The sequence below is a fragment of the Arthrobacter sp. Soil_C_60 genome, assembly GCF_057656375.1.
The window spans coordinates 1-16557 of record NZ_JBDGKM010000013.1 but is presented as its reverse complement, the minus strand read 5'-3'; the positions used below and the strand labels follow the sequence as shown (position 1 = coordinate 16557).

At 63.0% G+C, this 16557-nt stretch carries 21 protein-coding genes; 10 read left to right on the top strand and 11 right to left on the bottom strand.

Features of this window, described 5'->3' with window-relative positions:
* The first annotated feature begins 28 nt into the window (after positions 1 to 28).
* Positions 29 to 214 (top strand): DUF1918 domain-containing protein, encoded by a 186-nt coding sequence (locus tag AC3A4M_RS20110; protein ID WP_074700899.1) that lies wholly within the window; start codon positions 29 to 31, stop codon positions 212 to 214.
* A gap of 236 nt (positions 215 to 450) precedes the next feature.
* Entirely contained in the window at positions 451 to 1881 is a 1431-nt protein-coding gene (locus AC3A4M_RS20105; protein WP_498738044.1) for an APC family permease, read from the top strand.
* Positions 1882 to 2010: 129 nt separating this feature from the next.
* Here AC3A4M_RS20105 and AC3A4M_RS20100 read toward each other — a convergent pair whose 3' ends face one another.
* From AC3A4M_RS20100 to AC3A4M_RS20085, 4 genes are all read right to left on the bottom strand, one after another.
* Positions 2011 to 2145 (bottom strand): hypothetical protein, encoded by a 135-nt coding sequence (locus tag AC3A4M_RS20100; RefSeq protein WP_498738043.1) that lies wholly within the window; start codon positions 2143 to 2145, stop codon positions 2011 to 2013.
* A 41-nt stretch (positions 2146 to 2186) separates the two neighbouring features.
* A complete protein-coding gene (locus AC3A4M_RS20095; RefSeq protein WP_498732961.1) occupies positions 2187 to 2375 on the bottom strand; it encodes a hypothetical protein in 189 nt (62 codons plus the stop codon).
* Positions 2376 to 2470: 95 nt separating this feature from the next.
* A complete protein-coding gene (locus tag AC3A4M_RS20090) occupies positions 2471 to 2767 on the bottom strand; it encodes a DUF4190 domain-containing protein (RefSeq protein ID WP_498738041.1) in 297 nt (98 codons plus the stop codon).
* A 154-nt stretch (positions 2768 to 2921) separates the two neighbouring features.
* Entirely contained in the window at positions 2922 to 3509 is a 588-nt protein-coding gene (locus AC3A4M_RS20085; protein WP_498738039.1) for a phosphatase PAP2 family protein, read from the bottom strand.
* Positions 3510 to 3662: 153 nt separating this feature from the next.
* On the opposite strand from AC3A4M_RS20085, the gene AC3A4M_RS20080 reads away from it, so the two are divergent.
* The gene (locus AC3A4M_RS20080) at positions 3663 to 4106 is read left to right on the top strand and encodes a DoxX family protein (protein WP_498738038.1); all 444 of its coding nucleotides are present in this window, start codon (positions 3663 to 3665) and stop codon (positions 4104 to 4106) included.
* 94 nt (positions 4107 to 4200) lie between these two features.
* On the opposite strand, the gene dctA is transcribed toward AC3A4M_RS20080, so the two are convergent.
* Positions 4201 to 5757 carry a C4-dicarboxylate transporter DctA gene (gene dctA / locus AC3A4M_RS20075; protein WP_498738036.1) on the bottom strand — a complete coding sequence of 519 codons (1557 nt, stop codon included), beginning with the start codon at positions 5755 to 5757 and terminating at the stop codon, positions 4201 to 4203.
* A gap of 141 nt (positions 5758 to 5898) precedes the next feature.
* Between dctA and AC3A4M_RS20070 the strand changes: the two genes are divergently transcribed.
* Positions 5899 to 6036, top strand: a complete 138-nt coding sequence (locus AC3A4M_RS20070; protein ID WP_498738034.1) for a hypothetical protein — start codon at positions 5899 to 5901, stop codon at positions 6034 to 6036.
* 81 nt (positions 6037 to 6117) lie between these two features.
* The gene (locus AC3A4M_RS20065; protein WP_498738031.1) at positions 6118 to 6315 is read left to right on the top strand and encodes a hypothetical protein; all 198 of its coding nucleotides are present in this window, start codon (positions 6118 to 6120) and stop codon (positions 6313 to 6315) included.
* Here AC3A4M_RS20065 and AC3A4M_RS20060 read toward each other — a convergent pair.
* Positions 6312 to 6539 (bottom strand): hypothetical protein, encoded by a 228-nt coding sequence (locus AC3A4M_RS20060; protein WP_498738030.1) that lies wholly within the window; start codon positions 6537 to 6539, stop codon positions 6312 to 6314. The genes AC3A4M_RS20065 and AC3A4M_RS20060 overlap by 4 nt on opposite strands.
* A gap of 155 nt (positions 6540 to 6694) precedes the next feature.
* Here AC3A4M_RS20060 and AC3A4M_RS20055 point away from each other — a divergent pair, with 155 nt between their 5' ends.
* The 4 genes from AC3A4M_RS20055 to AC3A4M_RS20040 all read left to right on the top strand — a co-directional run bounded on the left by AC3A4M_RS20055 (position 6695) and on the right by AC3A4M_RS20040 (position 10039).
* Complete coding sequence (locus AC3A4M_RS20055; RefSeq protein ID WP_498738028.1) at positions 6695 to 7648, top strand: aldo/keto reductase; 954 nt, start codon at positions 6695 to 6697, stop codon at positions 7646 to 7648.
* A 189-nt stretch (positions 7649 to 7837) separates the two neighbouring features.
* On the top strand, positions 7838 to 8212 hold the full coding sequence (locus AC3A4M_RS20050) for a cupin domain-containing protein (protein ID WP_498732939.1): 375 nt from the start codon (positions 7838 to 7840) through the stop codon (positions 8210 to 8212).
* Between the two features lie 243 nt (positions 8213 to 8455).
* On the top strand, positions 8456 to 8923 hold the full coding sequence (locus AC3A4M_RS20045) for a DUF3237 domain-containing protein (protein WP_498738027.1): 468 nt from the start codon (positions 8456 to 8458) through the stop codon (positions 8921 to 8923).
* A 63-nt stretch (positions 8924 to 8986) separates the two neighbouring features.
* Positions 8987 to 10039: an alpha/beta hydrolase gene (locus tag AC3A4M_RS20040; protein WP_498738026.1), complete on the top strand. Its 1053-nt coding sequence runs from the start codon at positions 8987 to 8989 to the stop codon at positions 10037 to 10039.
* A 66-nt stretch (positions 10040 to 10105) separates the two neighbouring features.
* Here AC3A4M_RS20040 and AC3A4M_RS20035 read toward each other — a convergent pair whose 3' ends face one another.
* The 5 genes from AC3A4M_RS20035 to AC3A4M_RS20015 all read right to left on the bottom strand — a co-directional run bounded on the left by AC3A4M_RS20035 (position 10106) and on the right by AC3A4M_RS20015 (position 14480).
* On the bottom strand, positions 10106 to 10492 hold the full coding sequence (locus tag AC3A4M_RS20035; protein WP_498738024.1) for an RNA-binding S4 domain-containing protein: 387 nt from the start codon (positions 10490 to 10492) through the stop codon (positions 10106 to 10108).
* A gap of 124 nt (positions 10493 to 10616) precedes the next feature.
* Positions 10617 to 12023 (bottom strand): NAD-dependent succinate-semialdehyde dehydrogenase, encoded by a 1407-nt coding sequence (locus AC3A4M_RS20030; protein ID WP_498738023.1) that lies wholly within the window; start codon positions 12021 to 12023, stop codon positions 10617 to 10619.
* Between the two features lie 127 nt (positions 12024 to 12150).
* On the bottom strand, positions 12151 to 12969 hold the full coding sequence (locus tag AC3A4M_RS20025) for an IclR family transcriptional regulator (protein WP_498732934.1): 819 nt from the start codon (positions 12967 to 12969) through the stop codon (positions 12151 to 12153).
* Between the two features lie 132 nt (positions 12970 to 13101).
* Positions 13102 to 13497 (bottom strand): universal stress protein, encoded by a 396-nt coding sequence (locus tag AC3A4M_RS20020; RefSeq protein ID WP_498634280.1) that lies wholly within the window; start codon positions 13495 to 13497, stop codon positions 13102 to 13104.
* Positions 13498 to 13529: 32 nt separating this feature from the next.
* Positions 13530 to 14480, bottom strand: a complete 951-nt coding sequence (locus AC3A4M_RS20015) for a 2-hydroxyacid dehydrogenase (RefSeq protein ID WP_498738021.1) — start codon at positions 14478 to 14480, stop codon at positions 13530 to 13532.
* Positions 14481 to 14775: 295 nt separating this feature from the next.
* Here AC3A4M_RS20015 and AC3A4M_RS20010 point away from each other — a divergent pair, with 295 nt between their 5' ends.
* Positions 14776 to 16347, top strand: coding sequence for an ABC transporter substrate-binding protein (locus AC3A4M_RS20010; RefSeq protein WP_498738019.1), 1572 nt, complete (start codon positions 14776 to 14778; stop codon positions 16345 to 16347).
* The last annotated feature ends 210 nt before the right edge of the window (positions 16348 to 16557 follow it).

The window sequence follows — 16557 nt, the reverse complement described above, 5'->3', positions numbered from 1 at the left end:
GTACTCTAGGGCCAGGAGGTAATTCACGATGAAGGCATCGCCAGGCAACAGGATCATTGTCCGCGGCAGGACCGTTGAATCGTCCGACCGGCACGGGGAAATCGTCGAAGTCAGGGGAGACGACGGCGCTCCTCCGTACTTCGTGCGGTTCGACGACGGCCACGAGTCGGTGGTCTTCCCCGGTGGGGATTTCGTAGTCCAGCACAACCCCTAGCCGCGGGCGGCACAGCCCGCACACCAGCCGATAGTTGACTGAGGGCGGCAGCATGCTCATGCTGCCGCCCTCAGCGCTGTCCAGCGCCAGCCACGCACATGCCGCCGCAACATGGCGTTCAGGCCGAAACATCGTAGTAATGTCGTGCAGTTACTCTTGCCGCGATTGGCGCCACCCTCGTGCCGCCGGCAATCTCCCATGCCCGAACGGCATCTGAACGAGAAAGGGGCATCGGCGTGGCAGTATCACAACACGAATCCGAACCCTCATTGAAGAAAGTACTGGGACGTTTCGACGTCCTCGCCCTGGGCTTCGGGGCCATGATCGGCTTCGGCTGGGTGGTCCTGACCGGCGGCTGGCTGGAGTCCGCCGGAACCATGGGCTCGGTGACGGCCATGCTTGCGGGCGGCATCATCATGGGGGTGGTCGGACTAACTTATGCCGAGCTGTGTGCGGCGATGCCCAAGGCCGGCGGCGAGCATAACTACATCATGCGGGCGATGGGTCCGCGCCCGTCCTTCATCGGTTCCTGGGCCATCATCGGCGGCTACGTGACCATCGTGGCCTTCGAAGCGGTGGCGCTCCCGCGGACCGTCCAATATATCTTTCCCAACCTCAGCCAGATCAAGCTCTGGAACGTCGCCGGTTTCGACGTCCACCTGACGTGGGCGCTGGTTGGTGCCGTTGCCGCCGTCGTTATTACCTGGATCAACATCCGTGGTGTGAAGGAAGCCGGCATTGTGCAGACCTTCGTGGTGCTGTTCCTGCTGGCCATCGGCCTGGTCATGATCGCCGGCGCCTTCACCGGCGGCGAGGTCTCCAACATGGAGCCGTTCTTCAACGGCGGCATGACGGGCTTCTTCGCGGTGCTGGTGGTCGTGCCGTTCCTCTTCATCGGGTTCGACGTCATTCCGCAGTCCGCGGAGGAAGTGAACATCCCGGCCCGCCAGATTGGCCGGCTCGTGGTGGTCTCGGTCATCCTGGCCACCATTTGGTACGTGATGGTGGTGCTGACCACGTCTTCGGCCATGCCGGCCAGTGAGCTGGCCGGGACGGACATTGCGACGGCGGACGCCGTGGGTGCGATGTTCGGTTCGGACATCATGGCCAAGGTGCTGATCGCCGGCGGTATCGCGGGCATCCTCACCTCGTGGAACTCGCTGCTGCTCGGCGCATCCCGGCTGATGTTCTCGCTGGCGCGCTCCGGGATGCTGCCGGCCTGGTTCGGGAAGCTGCACCCCAAGTACGGCACCCCGCACAACGCCCTGCTGTTCGTCGGCGGGCTGAGCGTCCTGGCGCCGTTCTTCGGCGTGGAGATGCTGGTCTGGCTGGTGGACTCCGGCGCGCCGAGCATTGTGCTGGCCTACACCATGGTGGCGATTTCCTTCCTGATCCTGCGCCGCCGCGAACCGGAGATGGACCGGCCGCTGCGGATCGGTGGCAAGGGCAAGGGCGGCATCGCGATCGGCATCGCCGCGGCGGTGCTGGGTGTTGCCCTGTTCAGCCTGTACATGCCGGGGATGCCGGCTCAGCTGGGCATCGAGCCGTGGATCCTCTTTGGCCTGTGGTGGGTCATCGGGCTTGTCTTCTTCTTCCGGGTGCCCGCCGGCATCAAGGCCGGGCCGCTGGCGGAAGAGCACGTGTTGGCGCGGGTCCGCTCGCGCTGATGAGGAACACTTACTCGCGCTGACGCAGCACACGCTGCGCTGACCGCAAGACCAACGACGGCGGTGCCTGCCTTTCGTTCCCTCCCCGGTAAAGTGCCGGGCGGGGTGAAGGAGGCATCGCCGTCGTAATCAGTAGCGGTACGGGTTGTCTTCGGCAGCGCCGTGGCGGGCGTGTTCGAAGCCTTCCTGCCAGGCATCCCGGACAGCGTGGGTCAGCTCCGCCAGCAGTTGATACGAGGGGTGGTCGGGGCCGACCCAGAGCATTTCTTCCTGCGCCCGGTCAAGAATCCCGTGGATCCGTTCGTTCAGTGCTTTCTCCTCAGGGCGCCCATGATTTTTCCGCCGATGCCGCCGTGTTCCGTGCCGGCTGCTCCGGCGGATCCGTAAGTACCGCGCGTTCTGCCCCGCGTGGTGCCGGGAGTATGCCCGGTGCCCATCCTGCCCTTGCCGCCCAACCGCTCGGCGGCCCGCTTGATCCTGTTACCTATACCCATGGTGTTTCTCCTATGGCTGGCAGTGCCCGCCTGCAAGGACGCCGACAGGTCACGCCACCATTTTAAGACGGGGTTTGGGCCAGCGCACTAGGCAGTCAGACCATGGCGCCGGATGTGGCTACCGCGCCGAAAATGCCGAAGACGAAGATGAACAGCAGTACCCAGCCCAGCAGCATGAGGCCGTTGAGCACCAGGCCGGCGATCGCCATTCCCCTGCCCGCGGGTTCTTTGTTCAGGCCAACCAGACCGAAGATGAATCCCACAATGGGCACCACGAAAGTGAACCCGAGAAACAGCGAAACCAGCCCCAGCACCATGGCCGTGACGCTGGCGCCCTTCGGCTGGGGCTGGACGTAGACCTGCTGGTAGACCGGCGCGGGATGCTGCGGCACGGGCAGATTCGACGGCTGGTACGGATTGGACATGCTGACCCCCGGAGGTAGTGCTGAAAGGTTTTATCCAGCGTATCGCCGCCGTCGGACAGTCAGCGCACTGTTACCGGTACACCCGACATCGGGACTCGCCGGTTCCACGGTACCGGCGTGGTCAGCGCAGGAAAGCGATGTACGCGGCGAAGATGCCCAGACCGAGCACCCAGCCAACAATCACCTGCGGCCAGGTGTGGGCCAGTAACTGGACTCGCGACCACCCAACCGCCCAAGGGATAGCTGCCCAGAGGATTCCCAGCGGCAGTGTGGCCGAGACCAGCATCGCTCCCAAAAGCGCAGCGACCGCGGCATGTACGGATACTTTCCAGACCAGATTTATCAGCAGGGAAGCGACCAGACCCAGCAGCACGGTGTAGATCAGCGAATGCAATGCCGACGGTGCCTGCATCAGCGTGAGCAGCCAGAGACCAACCCCGATCGAGACGGCGGTGCCCGCCAGAATGGGAGCCCGTTGCGTCCGTGTCCCGATGTGGATGTCGCTGAGTTTGCCTCGACGGGTCAGCAGGACCACAACGCTGAAAGGGAGGAGCGTGACAAAGAATGCGGCCACGGCAGCCTGCGCAACTGTCACCTCTGGCAGGGTGAACGGCGAGGTCACCAACACCAGCGTCACCAGGACGGCGGGCGCGAAAATCTCGGTGATGACGCGTGCGATCCGGTGGATGTGGACGGGATTTCGGGACACCTTCCAGCCTAGCGGGCTTGCCGGTTACCCGGCTCGCCGCTCAGCCGCCGTAAGCCTGTTCCTCAGGCCCAAGAATTTTTCAAGCGCTTCGGCAGATGCTGGACATGTCAACTAATCGCAGTCCAAGGACCGTCCCGTCCGAAGGAGAACCCGATGTCCGATTCCTCCCGCATACAGCTGCAGCACATTGGAATTACTGCCTTGCGTGTCATCTTGGGGCTGATATTTGTCGCCTACGGGTGGCAGAAAGTCAGCCAGAATACAGTAGCCGGCGTCACTGGTTACTTCACGCAGTTGGGTGTGCCGCTGCCCGAACTGTTCGGTCCCTTCATTTCCTACCTGGAACTCCTCGGCGGCATGGCCCTGATCCTGGGCGTACTGACCCGGCCGATCGCCCTCTTGTTCGTGGCCGACATGGCTGGAGCCCTCATTTTCGCCCACCTGCCCTCCGGTTTTTACGTGGAGCAAGGAGGCTTTTCCCAGGTGCTGATTCTGGGCACCGCGGCCCTCGCCATTGCACTGATCGGTCCTGGCCCCGACTCCGTGGACCGCTACATCTTCGGTCGGAAGGAATCGAAAGTCGCGGTCCTCGCCTGAATCTCAAACACGGATTAACCCAACCAGCAGATAGAGGACGACGTCGGCACTTACGAAAGTGCCGACGTCGTCCTCTTGAGGGAATCAGCGGTTGTCAGTCCCGAGTTCGGGCTAGTTCGTCCTGAGCGGACGCCTGCTGTTTCTCGGTGTCCAACGCAGAAGCCGATGCCGGATCCGGGTCCGGACCGTGCTTGCGCAGCGGCACCATGTGGATGGCTTCATACTCGTCCCTCGAGGGGCCCCCGGCGTAACGCGGGGCCGGGCCGAGGCCCTGGGCTGCGCGCTCCCGCTCGTCCTCTTCGAACTCATCTTCCTTGTCGAGGAACAGCGAGGATGCCTCGTTGGTGATTTCGCCGGCGAAGGCCCGCTTCATTGCCTCGCGGTCGAACTGCTTCTCCCACTTCGCCACTACGAAAGTGGCCACGCAGTTGCCCAGCAGGTTCACGGCAACACGCATGGAGTCCATCAACCGGTCTGCGCCGAGCATCAGGGCCACGCCTGCCACGGGGAAGATGCCCAGGGCTGCGGCGGTCGCGGAGAGGGCCAGGAACGAGGAGCCTGGCACGCCGGCCATGCCCTTCGAGGTCAGCAACAGCACACCGAGCGCGGCCAACTGCTGCCCCAGGCTCAGATCATGTCCGAAGGCCTGCGCCAGGAAGAGCAGCGAGATGGACAGGTACATTGCGGCGCCGTCGAGGTTGAACGAGTAGCCGGTAGGAACTACCAGGCCCGTGGTGGCGCGGGAGCAACCGGCATTCGTCAACTTGGTCATGATGCGCGGCATCACTGCTTCCGTTGAGGCGGTACCCAGCGCCAGCAGGAATTCTTCCCGGGTGTACTTCAGGAAGCTCCACAGCGGAACGCCGGCGATGAACCATGCCACCGCGAACAGCAAGCCGATGAAGATCACCGCCGCCGCGTAGCACGCCGCGATCAGCTTGGCGTAGGTTCCCAGGGTCTCGATGCCGTACTGGCCGATGATGAACGCCATGGCACCGAAGGCACCGATGGGGGCTACCCGCATGATCCAGGACATGATCTTGAAGACGATCTCCAGGATGGTCTCGAACAGGCTTAGCAGCGGTTTGCAGCGGTCCTGGCCGATCACAATGACGGCGGATCCGAAGAATACGGAGAAGAAGAGCACCTGGAGCAGGGAGTTTGTGGCGAACGCGCCGACCAGGCTGTCCGGGATCACGCTGAGCAGGAAGTTGGAAGCGCCCTCCGGCTGCGCGCCACCGGTCTTCTCGGCCAGGGCATCCTCGGACATGGTGGCTGGATCGATATTCAGGCCCTTGCCGGGCTGGACAAGATTGGCCACGACCAGCCCGAAGATCAGCGCAAACCCCGTCGCGGCCGTGAAATAGACCAGCGCCTTGACGCCTACGCGTCCTACCGACTTCACATCGCCCACCGCGGCAATGCCGGTGACGATGACCAGGAAGATCAGAGGGGCGATGATCATTTTGATAAGTCGTATGAAGCCGTCGCCCAAGGGACGGAGTTCCGCACCGATGTTTGGCCAGAAGTGGCCGATCAGTACACCCGCCACTACGGCGATCAGGATCTGAAAGAAGAGCGACTGGTACAGCCGTTTCTTCTTGGCCGGCGTCGAACTCGCCTTCAACGCGGCATTGTCGGGGATCTTCATCGGTCCAAACCGTTCAATTAGGGGATTGTGGTCTACCTCACGGAGAGGCTCTGACTAATTTAGGCCGCATCCTTCTATTTCACAAGGGGAGATTTGTTTCTCGGATTATGGAAGAAGGAAAAAGAGCGAATTTCGAACACAATGAGTTCGAGCTTGTTCCTCCGTGTGCTCCGCATGCTGGACTGCACCGCCTCCGACCGCTGCGCCAATAGCCGGCTTTCCTGCCAGCTGCAGGTTTCGGAGGACATCACCGTCCGCCTTCCCGAAACCCAGGTCTGAGCTGCGGCCCGGTGCGGGAGGTTCCGCTGGGAGGCAAAACGACGTAGGTTGAAGAAACGGTTCGGCGGCACTCGGAGGGACGTGACTGTGGCAGACGAACAGCGGGATAGTGTTCCAGAGACCGGGCCGCAGCCCTGTCCTTTCTGCGGCGCGGGGCTGCGCGGCCTCGACGAGAGCCAGTGGCCGGCGGAAGGCCCGGTCCCCGAGGGGACTCTGGCCGTCTACCTGTGCGAAGGGCAGCACCGGGTGATCGTGGCGCCGCCCGCAGTCCAGGGCTAGATATCTTCGCCGGTGTGCCGGTCCTTGATGATCCGGTCGATCTCATCGCGCAGGGTGATGGCATCCTCCAGATTGAGCTTGAGGCTGTCACCGGTCTCAACCCAGCCGATGCTGAGCACTTCGTCACCGGAGATGCCGGTGATCCCGACAGTCAGCGCCCGGCCGCCGATTCTGCTCACGTCGCCGATGACCATATCGCCGGCATCGTCCTTGGCAATTTCCATTGTTCGCTCCTCTGTTCGTGGCAGACCTCGCAGCAGCAGTCCCGTTTCTACTATTGCCGGTTTACCGCACACCCCGCTAGGGGCGTTCCCGTACGGGAGTGTCGCGGCAGCCCGCCGTCGTACGCCGTATTGCCTCGCCGAGGGAAGGATTTCCAATGAACTACGCCGGTTCCCGCCTGATTTTCGGCTGCATGGGTTTGGGTGGCGGCTGGGGTTCCGGACCGTTGGAAGCTGCCGATATAGCGGCGGCCAACACGGCCGTTGATGCGGCGCTGGAAGCTGGCATCACGGTTTTTGACCATGCCGACATTTACGCCCACGGCAAGGCGGAAGAAGCGTTCGGTCGCGTCCTCACGGCCAGGCCGGAGCTGCGCGACAGGATCCAGCTGCAGACCAAATGCGGTATTCGGCTCCCGGCCGCCGGCCGCATCGGGCAGTACGACTCCTCCCGGGAAACGGTCATCGCCCGGGTTGAAGAGAGTCTGGAGCGGCTGGGAACGGATCGTATCGAGGTGCTGCTGATCCACCGTCCTGACCCGCTCGCGCATCCGGAGGAAATCGCCTCCGCTTTCCAGCAGCTCAAGGACGACGGCAAGGTGCTGCGGCTGGGCGTTTCCAATATGTCAGCGGACCAGATGCGCTGGCTCCAGTCAGCCCTGCCGGACCCGCTTGCGGCCAACCAGTTGGAGATGAGCCTGCACCGCAGCGGGTGGCTCGAATCCGGCGTACTGGTCAACCACACCGAAGCCGCCGAGATCGGATTCCCGCACGGCACCCTTGAGTACTGCCAAGCGAACGACGTCGAACTGCAAGCCTGGGGCGCGCTGGCCCAAGGCCGCTACAGTGGGGCTGCCGGGACGGCGGAAACCGGCCCGGACGTGGCAACGGCAGCCTTGGTCACCGAGCTCGCCGAGAACAAGGACTGTTCACCCGAAGCCGTGGTGCTGGGCTGGCTGATGCGGCATCCGGCCCGCATCCGACCGGTGGTCGGCACCAGCAACCCGAAGCGGATCCGGGCCTCCGCGGAAGCCGAACGGATAGCCGCGGCCATGACGCGGGACGAGTGGTATTCACTGTGGGTGGCTGCCCGGGGACGCGCAGTTCCATAATCGTGGGCCACGTCCGGCCCTCGACAAGCTGCGCCGATCGGAGGAAGGTGGGAGGTGCGAATTTTGTGCCAAGACCCCTTTCGCCGAGACATCCATCAATGGCGTCAGGGTAGACCGCTTCCGGAGTGGCTTGAGCCGGGTTGCCCGGAGGGAACGTCGTACGGCTCGCCTATTCCGCAGGAGCAGAAAATGGCTGCAAATGTTGTATCCCAGCTCGCCTCACGGTCCTTTGATGATCCGGATGAGAAACGCCGTCCCGATAAGACGCAGGTAGACGTGGTCACGGTCAGCGACTACACGATGGCCCGGTTCCGGTTCGAAGCAGGGTGGCGCTGGTCCGAGTGCATCAAACCCGTCGTGAAAACCGATTCCTGCCAGGTCAGCCACGTAGGCTTGTGCACCGGCGGGTCCATAACTGTTGAACTCAGCGACGGAACTCGTGCCACGGTGAAGGCCGGTGACTCCTATGCCATACCTCCGGGCCACGATGCCTGGGTTGAGGGCAACGAGCCGTTCGTCGGCTACGAATTCCTGAGCGCGGCCGAATACGCGAAGGAGGCCTGAGTCCCCAGCTGCCAACAACGACGGCGGCGTCTCACCTTGGGCTTCGGCGCCGCCGCTGAGGGCGCGGTTAAAGAGAAAGGCGCCGGCCGGTCTGGAGGTTGGGGGAAAACTCCGACCGGCCGACGCCGCATCACTCGCACCTTTATGAGGTGTTTTCACACTAAGGGCCCAAGTTGTTCATTGACCGGGAGCAACCTGTGTATTGCCTGAGTATCGCTCGGTGCCATTGGTATCGTCTCTTCCATGACCACTCCCCAGAACCCCGGACTGACCTTCCTTGCCACTATCGACGTCGCCGTCGGCCAGCCGATCGAAGTCGGCGAAACTGCGGAGGGGCACCGACGGATCATTCCCATCATCGGCGGCACGGTCCAGGGCCCGGCGCTGAACGGCAAGGTGCTTCCGGCCGGCGCGGACTTCCAGATCCTTAAGTCCGAGACGCTCACCGAGCTGCAAGCGCAATACGCCATCGAGACCGACGACGGCGACCGCATCTATGTCTCCAACTTCGGCTTGCGCTCGGGCTCGGCCGAAGACATTGGCGCGCTGGTCCGAGGCGAGTCCGTGCCGCCGGAACGGATCTATTTCCGCTGCAGCCCGCAGCTGAGCTCGGCAGGCGAACGATGGTCGTGGCTAGGATCGAAGATCATCATCGGCACGGGGGAGCGGCATCCGGAGGCCGTCCGACTGCATCTTTTTGTGGTGGAGTAGCCGGAGCATTATCCGCTCGTTACAAGAGCTATCCGGCGGCCCGGGCCTCGTTCATAATGAAGCATGAGCGCCGACGGACACTCCCTCGAGGCGGCCGTAGCCCGGCGGATGCCGCCAAGTTTACGGGTTCTAGCCGTCGTCGCCGGTGTTCTGGGCGCACTGGTGGTGTCGGTGTTTTCTTGGAGCCTGGTCAGCCCCAAACCGGCGGTGCTGCTAATCCGGACCATGTTCGACCGGAACTGGCGCCGGGTCTCGCGTGAGATGGCCAAGCATGTGCCGGAAGGCATTTCGGAAGTCCTGCACGAGCAGTATCTGGACAGCAGCGACAGCGCCTACCTGGACGTTTACTATCCGGATCGTGCCGACACAGCCCGGGGTCTGCCGACCATCGTCTGGCTTCATGGCGGGGCATGGGTTTCCGGGAGCAAAGAGGACGTGGCCAACTACCTGCGGATTCTCGCTTCCTACGGTTTTACCGCCGTGGGGGTCGGGTATTCTCTGGCGCAGGCGCAGAAATACCCCGAACCCGTCCGCCAAGCAGCTGCCGCCCTGACCTATCTGCAGCAACATGCAGAACGGCTGCGGGTGGACGCGGAACGGCTGGTGCTGGCTGGCGACTCCGCGGGAGCCCAGATTGCCGCCCAACTTGCGCTGCTGATCACCGATGCCGACTATGCGACCAGGCTGGGCATCCCAGCTCCCATCCGGCTGGCGGAACTTCGTGCGGTGCTGCTGCATTGCGGCGGATACGATCTGTCCATCAAAAGCGCCAAGGGCGGCATGGGCAACGGCTTCCTGCGGACGGTGATGTGGGCTTACACCGGTTCCAGGAACTACCTGGCCATGCCGCAGGTGGACCTCGCGTCCATCACCGGCCGCGTGGGAGCGGACTTCCCGCCCGCGTTCGTGACTGCCGGCAACGCGGATCCGCTGCTGCCGCATTCCCTCGCACTTGCCGAAGCGCTCAGCGACCAAGGGGCCGACGTCGAGACCTTGTTTTTCCCGGTCGGGTACGCGCCGGCGCTCGGCCATGAATACCAGTTCAAGCTGGACAGCAGAGCCGCGCAGCTCGTCCTCTCCAGGAGTGTGGACTTCCTGCGGCGCAAGACCGCTTGAGATGGGTGGCGGTGGCTGAAGTGGGCGTAGCGGATGGCAGCGGGTCGCGGAGAATTGTCACGTTGCTTAGCCGCTGTGGCCGCGGAGCCGCTCCAGCTCGCGGCGGTCCTTCTTGGTGGGCCGGCCGGTGCCGCGGTCCCGCTGTGGGATGCCGAGCGAGGGCGTTGGCGGCCGTTCCGGCGTGTGGTCGGTGTAGCAGTGCGAGGCGGCCTCGGCCCCGACCCGCTTGGCGATCAGCTGCCGGACTTCGAGGATGCGTTCATAGCCCGGTTGGCGCACCCGCAGGGTGTCGCCGGGCACCACGGCCTGCGACGCTTTGGCCGGATTCCCGTTCAACCGCACATGTCCGGCCCGGCAAGCCGCTGTAGCGGCGGAGCGGGTTTTGTAGGCACGGATGGCCCACAGCCAGGCGTCGATGCGTACTGACTTCGGACTGTTTGTCGGGATGCTCATGATGGTCACTCAGTTTATCGGACGCAGAAAACGCCGGGAGCAGCAATGTACGACGCCGGCACTTGGGTGAGTTTTTCGGCTCACCCTTGTGCCGACGTCGTACTCTATTTGCTTGCTGCCGCTGTCAGTCGGCGATGTAGAAGAGGCGCTTGTTGACGAATTCGTCCATGCCGAGCGGGCCGAGTTCGCGGCCGAAGCCGGAGCGCTTGACGCCGCCAAACGGAATGTCCGCACCTTCGCCGACGCCGTTGACGTTGGCCATGCCGACCTCCAGGCGCTGGGCTATCTTGCGGGCGCGTTCCTCATCGGTGGAGAAGACGGCTCCGCCGAGGCCGTAGTCGGTGTCGTTGGCCAGGGCGATGGCCTCCTCGTCGCTGGTGACCTTGTAGACCACGGCGACCGGACCGAAGAGCTCTTCCTTGTAGGCGCGCATTTCCTTGGTCACGCCGGTCAGGACCGTCGGCTCAAGGTAGGAGCCGGGGCCGTCGACCAGCTTGCCGCCGGCGTGGACGGTGGCGCCCTTGTTCACGGCGTCCTTCAGCTGCTCGGCGAGGCCTTCCGCCGCGGCGCGGGAGGAAAGTGGGCCGAAGGTGTTTTCGGCGCCCTCGGCCGGGTTGCCGGGCTTCATGTTCTTGGCGCGCTCGGTCAGTTCGGCGACGAAGTCGTCATAGATGTCTTCCATGACGATCATGCGCTTGTTGGAGTTGCAGGCCTGGCCGGTGTTTTCCATCCGGGTTTCCCAGGCCTGGTCCGCGGCCGCCTTGATGTCGGCCGAGTCCAGAACCACGTACGGGTCAGAGCCGCCGAGTTCGAGGACGGCCTTCTTGAGGTTGCGCCCGGCGATCTCGCCGATGGCAGCACCTGCGCGCTCCGAACCGGTGAGGGAGACGCCCTGGATGCGCGGGTCGGCAATGATTTCGGCAACCTGGTCGTGCGAGGCGAAGACGTTGACGTAGGCGCCCTTGGGCAGGCCGGCGTCGTCCATGATCTTCTGGATGGCCAGGGCGGACTTCGGGCAGTTCTCCGCATGCTTGAGGACGATGGTGTTGCCGAGCATCAGGTTCGGCGCGGCGAAGCGGGCCACCTGGTAGTACGGGTAGTTCCACGGCATGATGCCCAGCAGCGGCCCGACCGGCAGCTTCTGGATCATGGCGCGGCCGCCGCCGATAGCCTTGATCTCCTGGTCCGCCGCGAGGCTCGGGCCCTCGGTGGCGAAGTAGTTGAAAATGTCCGTGCAGAACTCGGCCTCGTCCTTGGACTCGCTGATGGGCTTGCCCATCTCCTGGGTAATGATGGCAGCGAGCTCATCAGCCCGCTCAGTGAACAGCTCCGCGATGCGGGAAACCACCTTGGCGCGCTCGGTGATCGGCACGTCCTTCCAGGATTGGAAGGCTTCCTGGGCGGCCGCGAGGGCGTCCTGGATATCCGCGTCCGTGGCGGTGGGGAATTCTTCAACCACCTCGCCGGTAGCGGGATTCAGCACCCGGTAAGCGGTCTTCGTGGATGAGGCGGTGTTGGTCGTAGCGGTCACGGCCAGTGCTCCTATCTGATCAACGGCACGCCGGAAACCACATTATTTCCGGCTATGTTGCAATCATGTCGCGAAAGACCGATTTTGTGAAACCGGTCACGGTGCCTGCGGAACGGCGCTCGGCGGGTTAGCCCAGCAGGCCGTCGAGACTGCGAACGATTTTTCGCATCAGTGTTGCAGTTGCGAGGAGTTCGTTCACGATCTCCTGCTCCCGGGGCGGGCTCAAACGATCCAGGGGTACCGAACAGCTCAAGGCGTCGCCGCCGCTGTCATCCAGGTCGAGGCCCACTCCAAAGCAACGCAAGCCCAAGGTGTTCTCTTCGTTGTCGAGAGCGTAGCCCCGCTTCCTGCTGGCCTCCAGATCAGCCTTGAGCTTTCGGCGCGAGGTGATCGTGTGCTGGGTTAAGGGCAGCAGCTTCTCCGGCAAGTGCGCTTCCAAATCGGTGGCCAAATTTGCCAGAACCGCTTTGCCGAGTGATGTTGCATAAGCGGGAAGTCGACGACCGACGCGATTGGATTTCCGCTCGTAGGCGGGAGATTCCTGTGTTGCGAGATAGACGATGTCGGAGCCATCCAGTCTGCCGTAGTGCACGGTCTCGCCGAGGCGTTTGCCCAGCTCTTCGAGGTGTGGCTGGACGATTCGCAACAGCGGATCCGTGTCCAGATACGTGGTGCCGGCGAGGAGTGCCCTGATTCCGATGCTGTACATGGAGCGGGTAGGATCCGTGCGGACCCACCCCAAGTCCGTGAGAGTGCGCAGCAGCGCATAGATGCTGCTGCGCGGGGCGGACAGTTCCGAACAGAGTTCCCGGATCGTCACTGGCCGGTTGCGCCGTGCAGCGAGAAATTCAAGAACTTCAACGGTCCGGGCCGCTGACTTCACTTCACGAATACCGCTGAGGGCGGCCGTGCCCGCCGGGGCGGGCACGGCAGAAGGTGCGCTCATGGGGGCCTCCTTCCAGGGAAGACAAACCGTTGACGACACTGTAGCGGAAACCCATGGCCGTCGCGCAGCCGTCTTCATATGCAAACACGGCTAAAATGGACAAAGCGCTGGCGGCACGCCCCGCAGCTTCTGTCAGCCGCGCGGACCCACCGGGGGTTTGACCGCGTGAACTGGACAACCGGCTTCGAGAATCACACGTTGGGCAGTGCTGCCAAGAATCAACTTGCCCACCCGGGAACGGCGGCGGACCCCGATGACAACGAGCTCGACGTCGTTCTCGAAGGAGACATCAACGATCAGGTCGCCCGGGTCGTCGTCGCCCTCCATGTCCCGGACCGCGGCCGGAACCCCGAGATCGGCGGCACGCTTCAGGGCTTCCGCCAGTTCTGCTTGTGCGGCGGGAGTATTTTCCGCCAAGGCGGGACCGAGGATCCTCAGATTGGTGCTGCGCAGGGCCGCCTCATCAATGGCACTTTGCAGGGCAATGCGTCCTTCATCCGTGGGGACGAAGCCAACGGCAACACTCATGTCTACTCCTGTTTGCTGGTGTATGCGGGAGACTAATGGACGGGAGTTTCCAATGTGCCGTCGTCCAGGAAGCGCTTGAGGTTGGCCAAAGTCAGCTGTGCCATGTCGGCGCGGGTTTCATGCGTGCCGCTACCCAAATGCGGGAGGACGACGACGTTGTCCAGCCCCAGGAGTTCCACGGGAACCTTGGGCTCGTCGGCGAAGACATCCAGCCCGGCGCCGGCCAGTCTTCCCTTGACCAGCGCGGCCACGAGAGCGGACTCGTCGACGACGCTGCCCCGGGCGATATTGATGAGGTATCCGTCGCGGCCCAGCGCCTCGATGACATCCGCATCGATCAATCCTGCAGAGTCGGGACCGCCAGCGGCGGCCACGATGAGGACATCGCAGTCCCGGGCGAGATCGATCAGCGAGTCCCGGTATTCGTATGAAACGCCGTCAACGGGACGGCGGTTGTGGTACGAGATGAGGCAATCGAAGCCTTCCAAGCGGCGTGCGATGACTTTGCCGATGCGGCCGAGTCCGACAATGCCGACGCGCTTCCCGCTGGCTTTGGTCGCCAGCGGGAAGTTGCCCTTGCTTAGCCAGTCGCCTCGCCGGACGTAGCGGTCCGCGGTGCTGATCCGGCGGAGGGCGTCCAGATAAAGGGCGAGGGCGGTATCGGCGACACAGTCATTGAGAACGTCGGGAGTATTGCTGACAGCGATGCCACGCTCGGCGGCTTGAGCCACATCGGTGGTGTCATAACCGACGCCGAAGTTAACTACGGCACGCAGGTTGGGGAGCTGTTCCATCAGCTCGGTACCGACACCGAAGCGCCCGGATGTCACGGCGACGCCGAACTCAGCGCCTCGGGCTGCAAGGAAAGCTGCGCGTTCTTCTGCGTTGTCCGGCAATAGCACGGCACCGTACTCGGTAGTGATCGGATCCTGAACCGCAGGCATCAAGGGACCTACCTGCAGCACTGCTTCGGTTGTCGTCATAGTCTGGACATTAGTGATGTCCATCGATGCGCGTCCAACTCTGAAATTGGATAGATCAATACGCTTGGTGTATTGATGCCCGAAAGGCCGCAAAAATCCGCGGAATCACGCGGAAGGGTGGGCTGAATCACACGGAACGTCAAGGCCTGGTGATGTTTTGGCGGCCGTTCATACAAAATCTGCTTATTGACGGTTGGCGCTTGGAGCCACAAGCTGGGGAGCACCAGCACAGACGTGAGCTTCATACGTAGACAACGAACCGAATGCAGTGCTTTCGACCCGAAGGAACCCAATGATGTCTTCTTCACCATCCGTCAAACGACAGCTCAGGCTGCAGATACCCGTCGTCGTTGCCGGGTCCGCTTTGCTCCTAAGCGGTTGCTCCGTAGCCAACTCAGAGAATGCCGCCGGTGCTACCGCCGGTGCCGCGTCCGACACCCTCCGGGTGGTCCTCCAGCAGGAGCCGCCCACTTTGGAGGCTTGCGAAGCAAATCTGACTTCGACCGGCGTGGTTGTTCGGTCCAACGTCACCCAGCCCCTTATCGAGCGCAACCCGACTACAGGCGAACTCGAGCCGCTGCTGGCGACCGAATGGGAAGCGACCTCCGACACCGAGTGGACCCTGAAGCTTCGCGATGATGTGAAGTTCCAGGACGGGACCGACTTCAATGCGGAAGCGGCGGCCTACACTATCAACCGCGCTGTTAACTCCGATCTCGGCTGCAACGTCGAAGGGTATGTCTTCGGCGACACCGATCTTGAGGTCGAGGCTGTGGATGCAACAACTCTGAAGGTCACGACGCCGGAACCGGATCCCATTCTTCCGTTGCGGTTGTCCTTCCTCGAAGTGGTACCGACCTCCACCAGCGACACTGAGAAGGTCCGGGAACCGATCGGCACCGGACCCTACAAGATCGAGCAGTGGGATGCCGGCCAGAAAATTACGCTGAGCACCTGGGACGGCTACTGGGGCGATGCGCCGGCCTTCCCTAAGGCTGAGTACCAGTGGCGTGGCGAGGGCACTGTTCGCGCAGCCATGGTGACGAGCGGCGAAGCCGATATCGCGATGGGTCTGGGGCCGGATGACGGCGCCGGAGATCTTGGCGTGAATTACCCGAATAACGAGACGATCGGCCTGCGACTCAGTGGCGATACTGCGCCGCTGGACGATATCCGTGTCCGCCAGGCCATCAACTACGCCATCGACAAGGAAGGCATCGTCGCCAGCCTGTACCAGAACAAGGACAAGGTAGCAGCACAGCTGATCCCGGAAGGGGTAGTGGGACACAACGCCTCGCTGGAGGCCTGGCCCTTCGATCTTGAGAAGGCTAAGGCGCTTGTCGCAGAGGCCAAGGCGGATGGCGTGCCGGTTGACACCAAGATCACTTTGGTAGCCCGCAACGCACAGTTCCCCAAGGTCACGGAGCTGTCGCAGGTATTGCAGGAACAGCTGGCCCAGGCAGGTCTCAACGTTGAACTCAAGATGACCGAAACGTCGCAGCACCTGCAGTACCAGATCCGGCCGTTCGTTGAGGACCAAGGTCCCATCGCGCTCCTGATCCAGCATGGCAACCAGGCTGGGGACGCCGCCTTTACCGTTGAGCAGTACATGCTCAGCGACGGCGCCCAAAGCTCCTTCGGAACGGAAGAATTCGACAAGCGGCTGCTTGAAGCGGGCAAGACTTCCGGCGCGGACCGGCAGCAGGCCTACGAAGACATCTTCAACTATCAGAACGAGAACGTCGTGCAGTTCGCGACCATCGCACACCAGACGGGCATCTTGGGCAAGTCTGCAGCTATCAACTACACGCCAAACTCATCCTCGGGCGACGAGTTGCGCCTGACCGAGATGACCCCGGCCAGCTGAAAACGACAGCAGGGAAACGAGGAACGAAACCATGCTGGCCTATCTGAGAAAGCGAATTCTCTCCAGCGCGTTGCCGTTGGTCGCAGTGATCGTGGGAGTGTTCGCGCTTGCCCGACTGACCGGTAATCCGGCGAACCTGTATTTGCCGCTGAATGCCACGGACCAGATGCGGGCGGACTTTACCGCCCGTCATGGTTTGGACCAACCGCT

Coding starts and splice junctions, on each gene's coding strand:
- AC3A4M_RS20110 (WP_074700899.1), top strand. CDS start 29: ATGAAGGCATCGCCAGGCAACAGGATCATTGTCCGCGGCAGGACCGTT.
- AC3A4M_RS20100 (WP_498738043.1), bottom strand. CDS start 2,145: ATGCTCTGGGTCGGCCCCGACCACCCCTCGTATCAACTGCTGGCGGAG.
- AC3A4M_RS20095 (WP_498732961.1), bottom strand. CDS start 2,375: ATGGGTATAGGTAACAGGATCAAGCGGGCCGCCGAGCGGTTGGGCGGC.
- AC3A4M_RS20080 (WP_498738038.1), top strand. CDS start 3,663: ATGTCCGATTCCTCCCGCATACAGCTGCAGCACATTGGAATTACTGCC.
- dctA (WP_498738036.1), bottom strand. CDS start 5,757: ATGAAGATCCCCGACAATGCCGCGTTGAAGGCGAGTTCGACGCCGGCC.
- AC3A4M_RS20070 (WP_498738034.1), top strand. CDS start 5,899: ATGAGTTCGAGCTTGTTCCTCCGTGTGCTCCGCATGCTGGACTGCACC.
- AC3A4M_RS20060 (WP_498738030.1), bottom strand. CDS start 6,539: ATGGAAATTGCCAAGGACGATGCCGGCGATATGGTCATCGGCGACGTG.
- AC3A4M_RS20055 (WP_498738028.1), top strand. CDS start 6,695: ATGAACTACGCCGGTTCCCGCCTGATTTTCGGCTGCATGGGTTTGGGT.
- AC3A4M_RS20050 (WP_498732939.1), top strand. CDS start 7,838: ATGGCTGCAAATGTTGTATCCCAGCTCGCCTCACGGTCCTTTGATGAT.
- AC3A4M_RS20045 (WP_498738027.1), top strand. CDS start 8,456: ATGACCACTCCCCAGAACCCCGGACTGACCTTCCTTGCCACTATCGAC.
- AC3A4M_RS20040 (WP_498738026.1), top strand. CDS start 8,987: ATGAGCGCCGACGGACACTCCCTCGAGGCGGCCGTAGCCCGGCGGATG.
- AC3A4M_RS20035 (WP_498738024.1), bottom strand. CDS start 10,492: ATGAGCATCCCGACAAACAGTCCGAAGTCAGTACGCATCGACGCCTGG.
- AC3A4M_RS20025 (WP_498732934.1), bottom strand. CDS start 12,969: ATGAGCGCACCTTCTGCCGTGCCCGCCCCGGCGGGCACGGCCGCCCTC.
- AC3A4M_RS20020 (WP_498634280.1), bottom strand. CDS start 13,497: ATGAGTGTTGCCGTTGGCTTCGTCCCCACGGATGAAGGACGCATTGCC.
- AC3A4M_RS20015 (WP_498738021.1), bottom strand. CDS start 14,480: ATGACGACAACCGAAGCAGTGCTGCAGGTAGGTCCCTTGATGCCTGCG.
- AC3A4M_RS20010 (WP_498738019.1), top strand. CDS start 14,776: ATGTCTTCTTCACCATCCGTCAAACGACAGCTCAGGCTGCAGATACCC.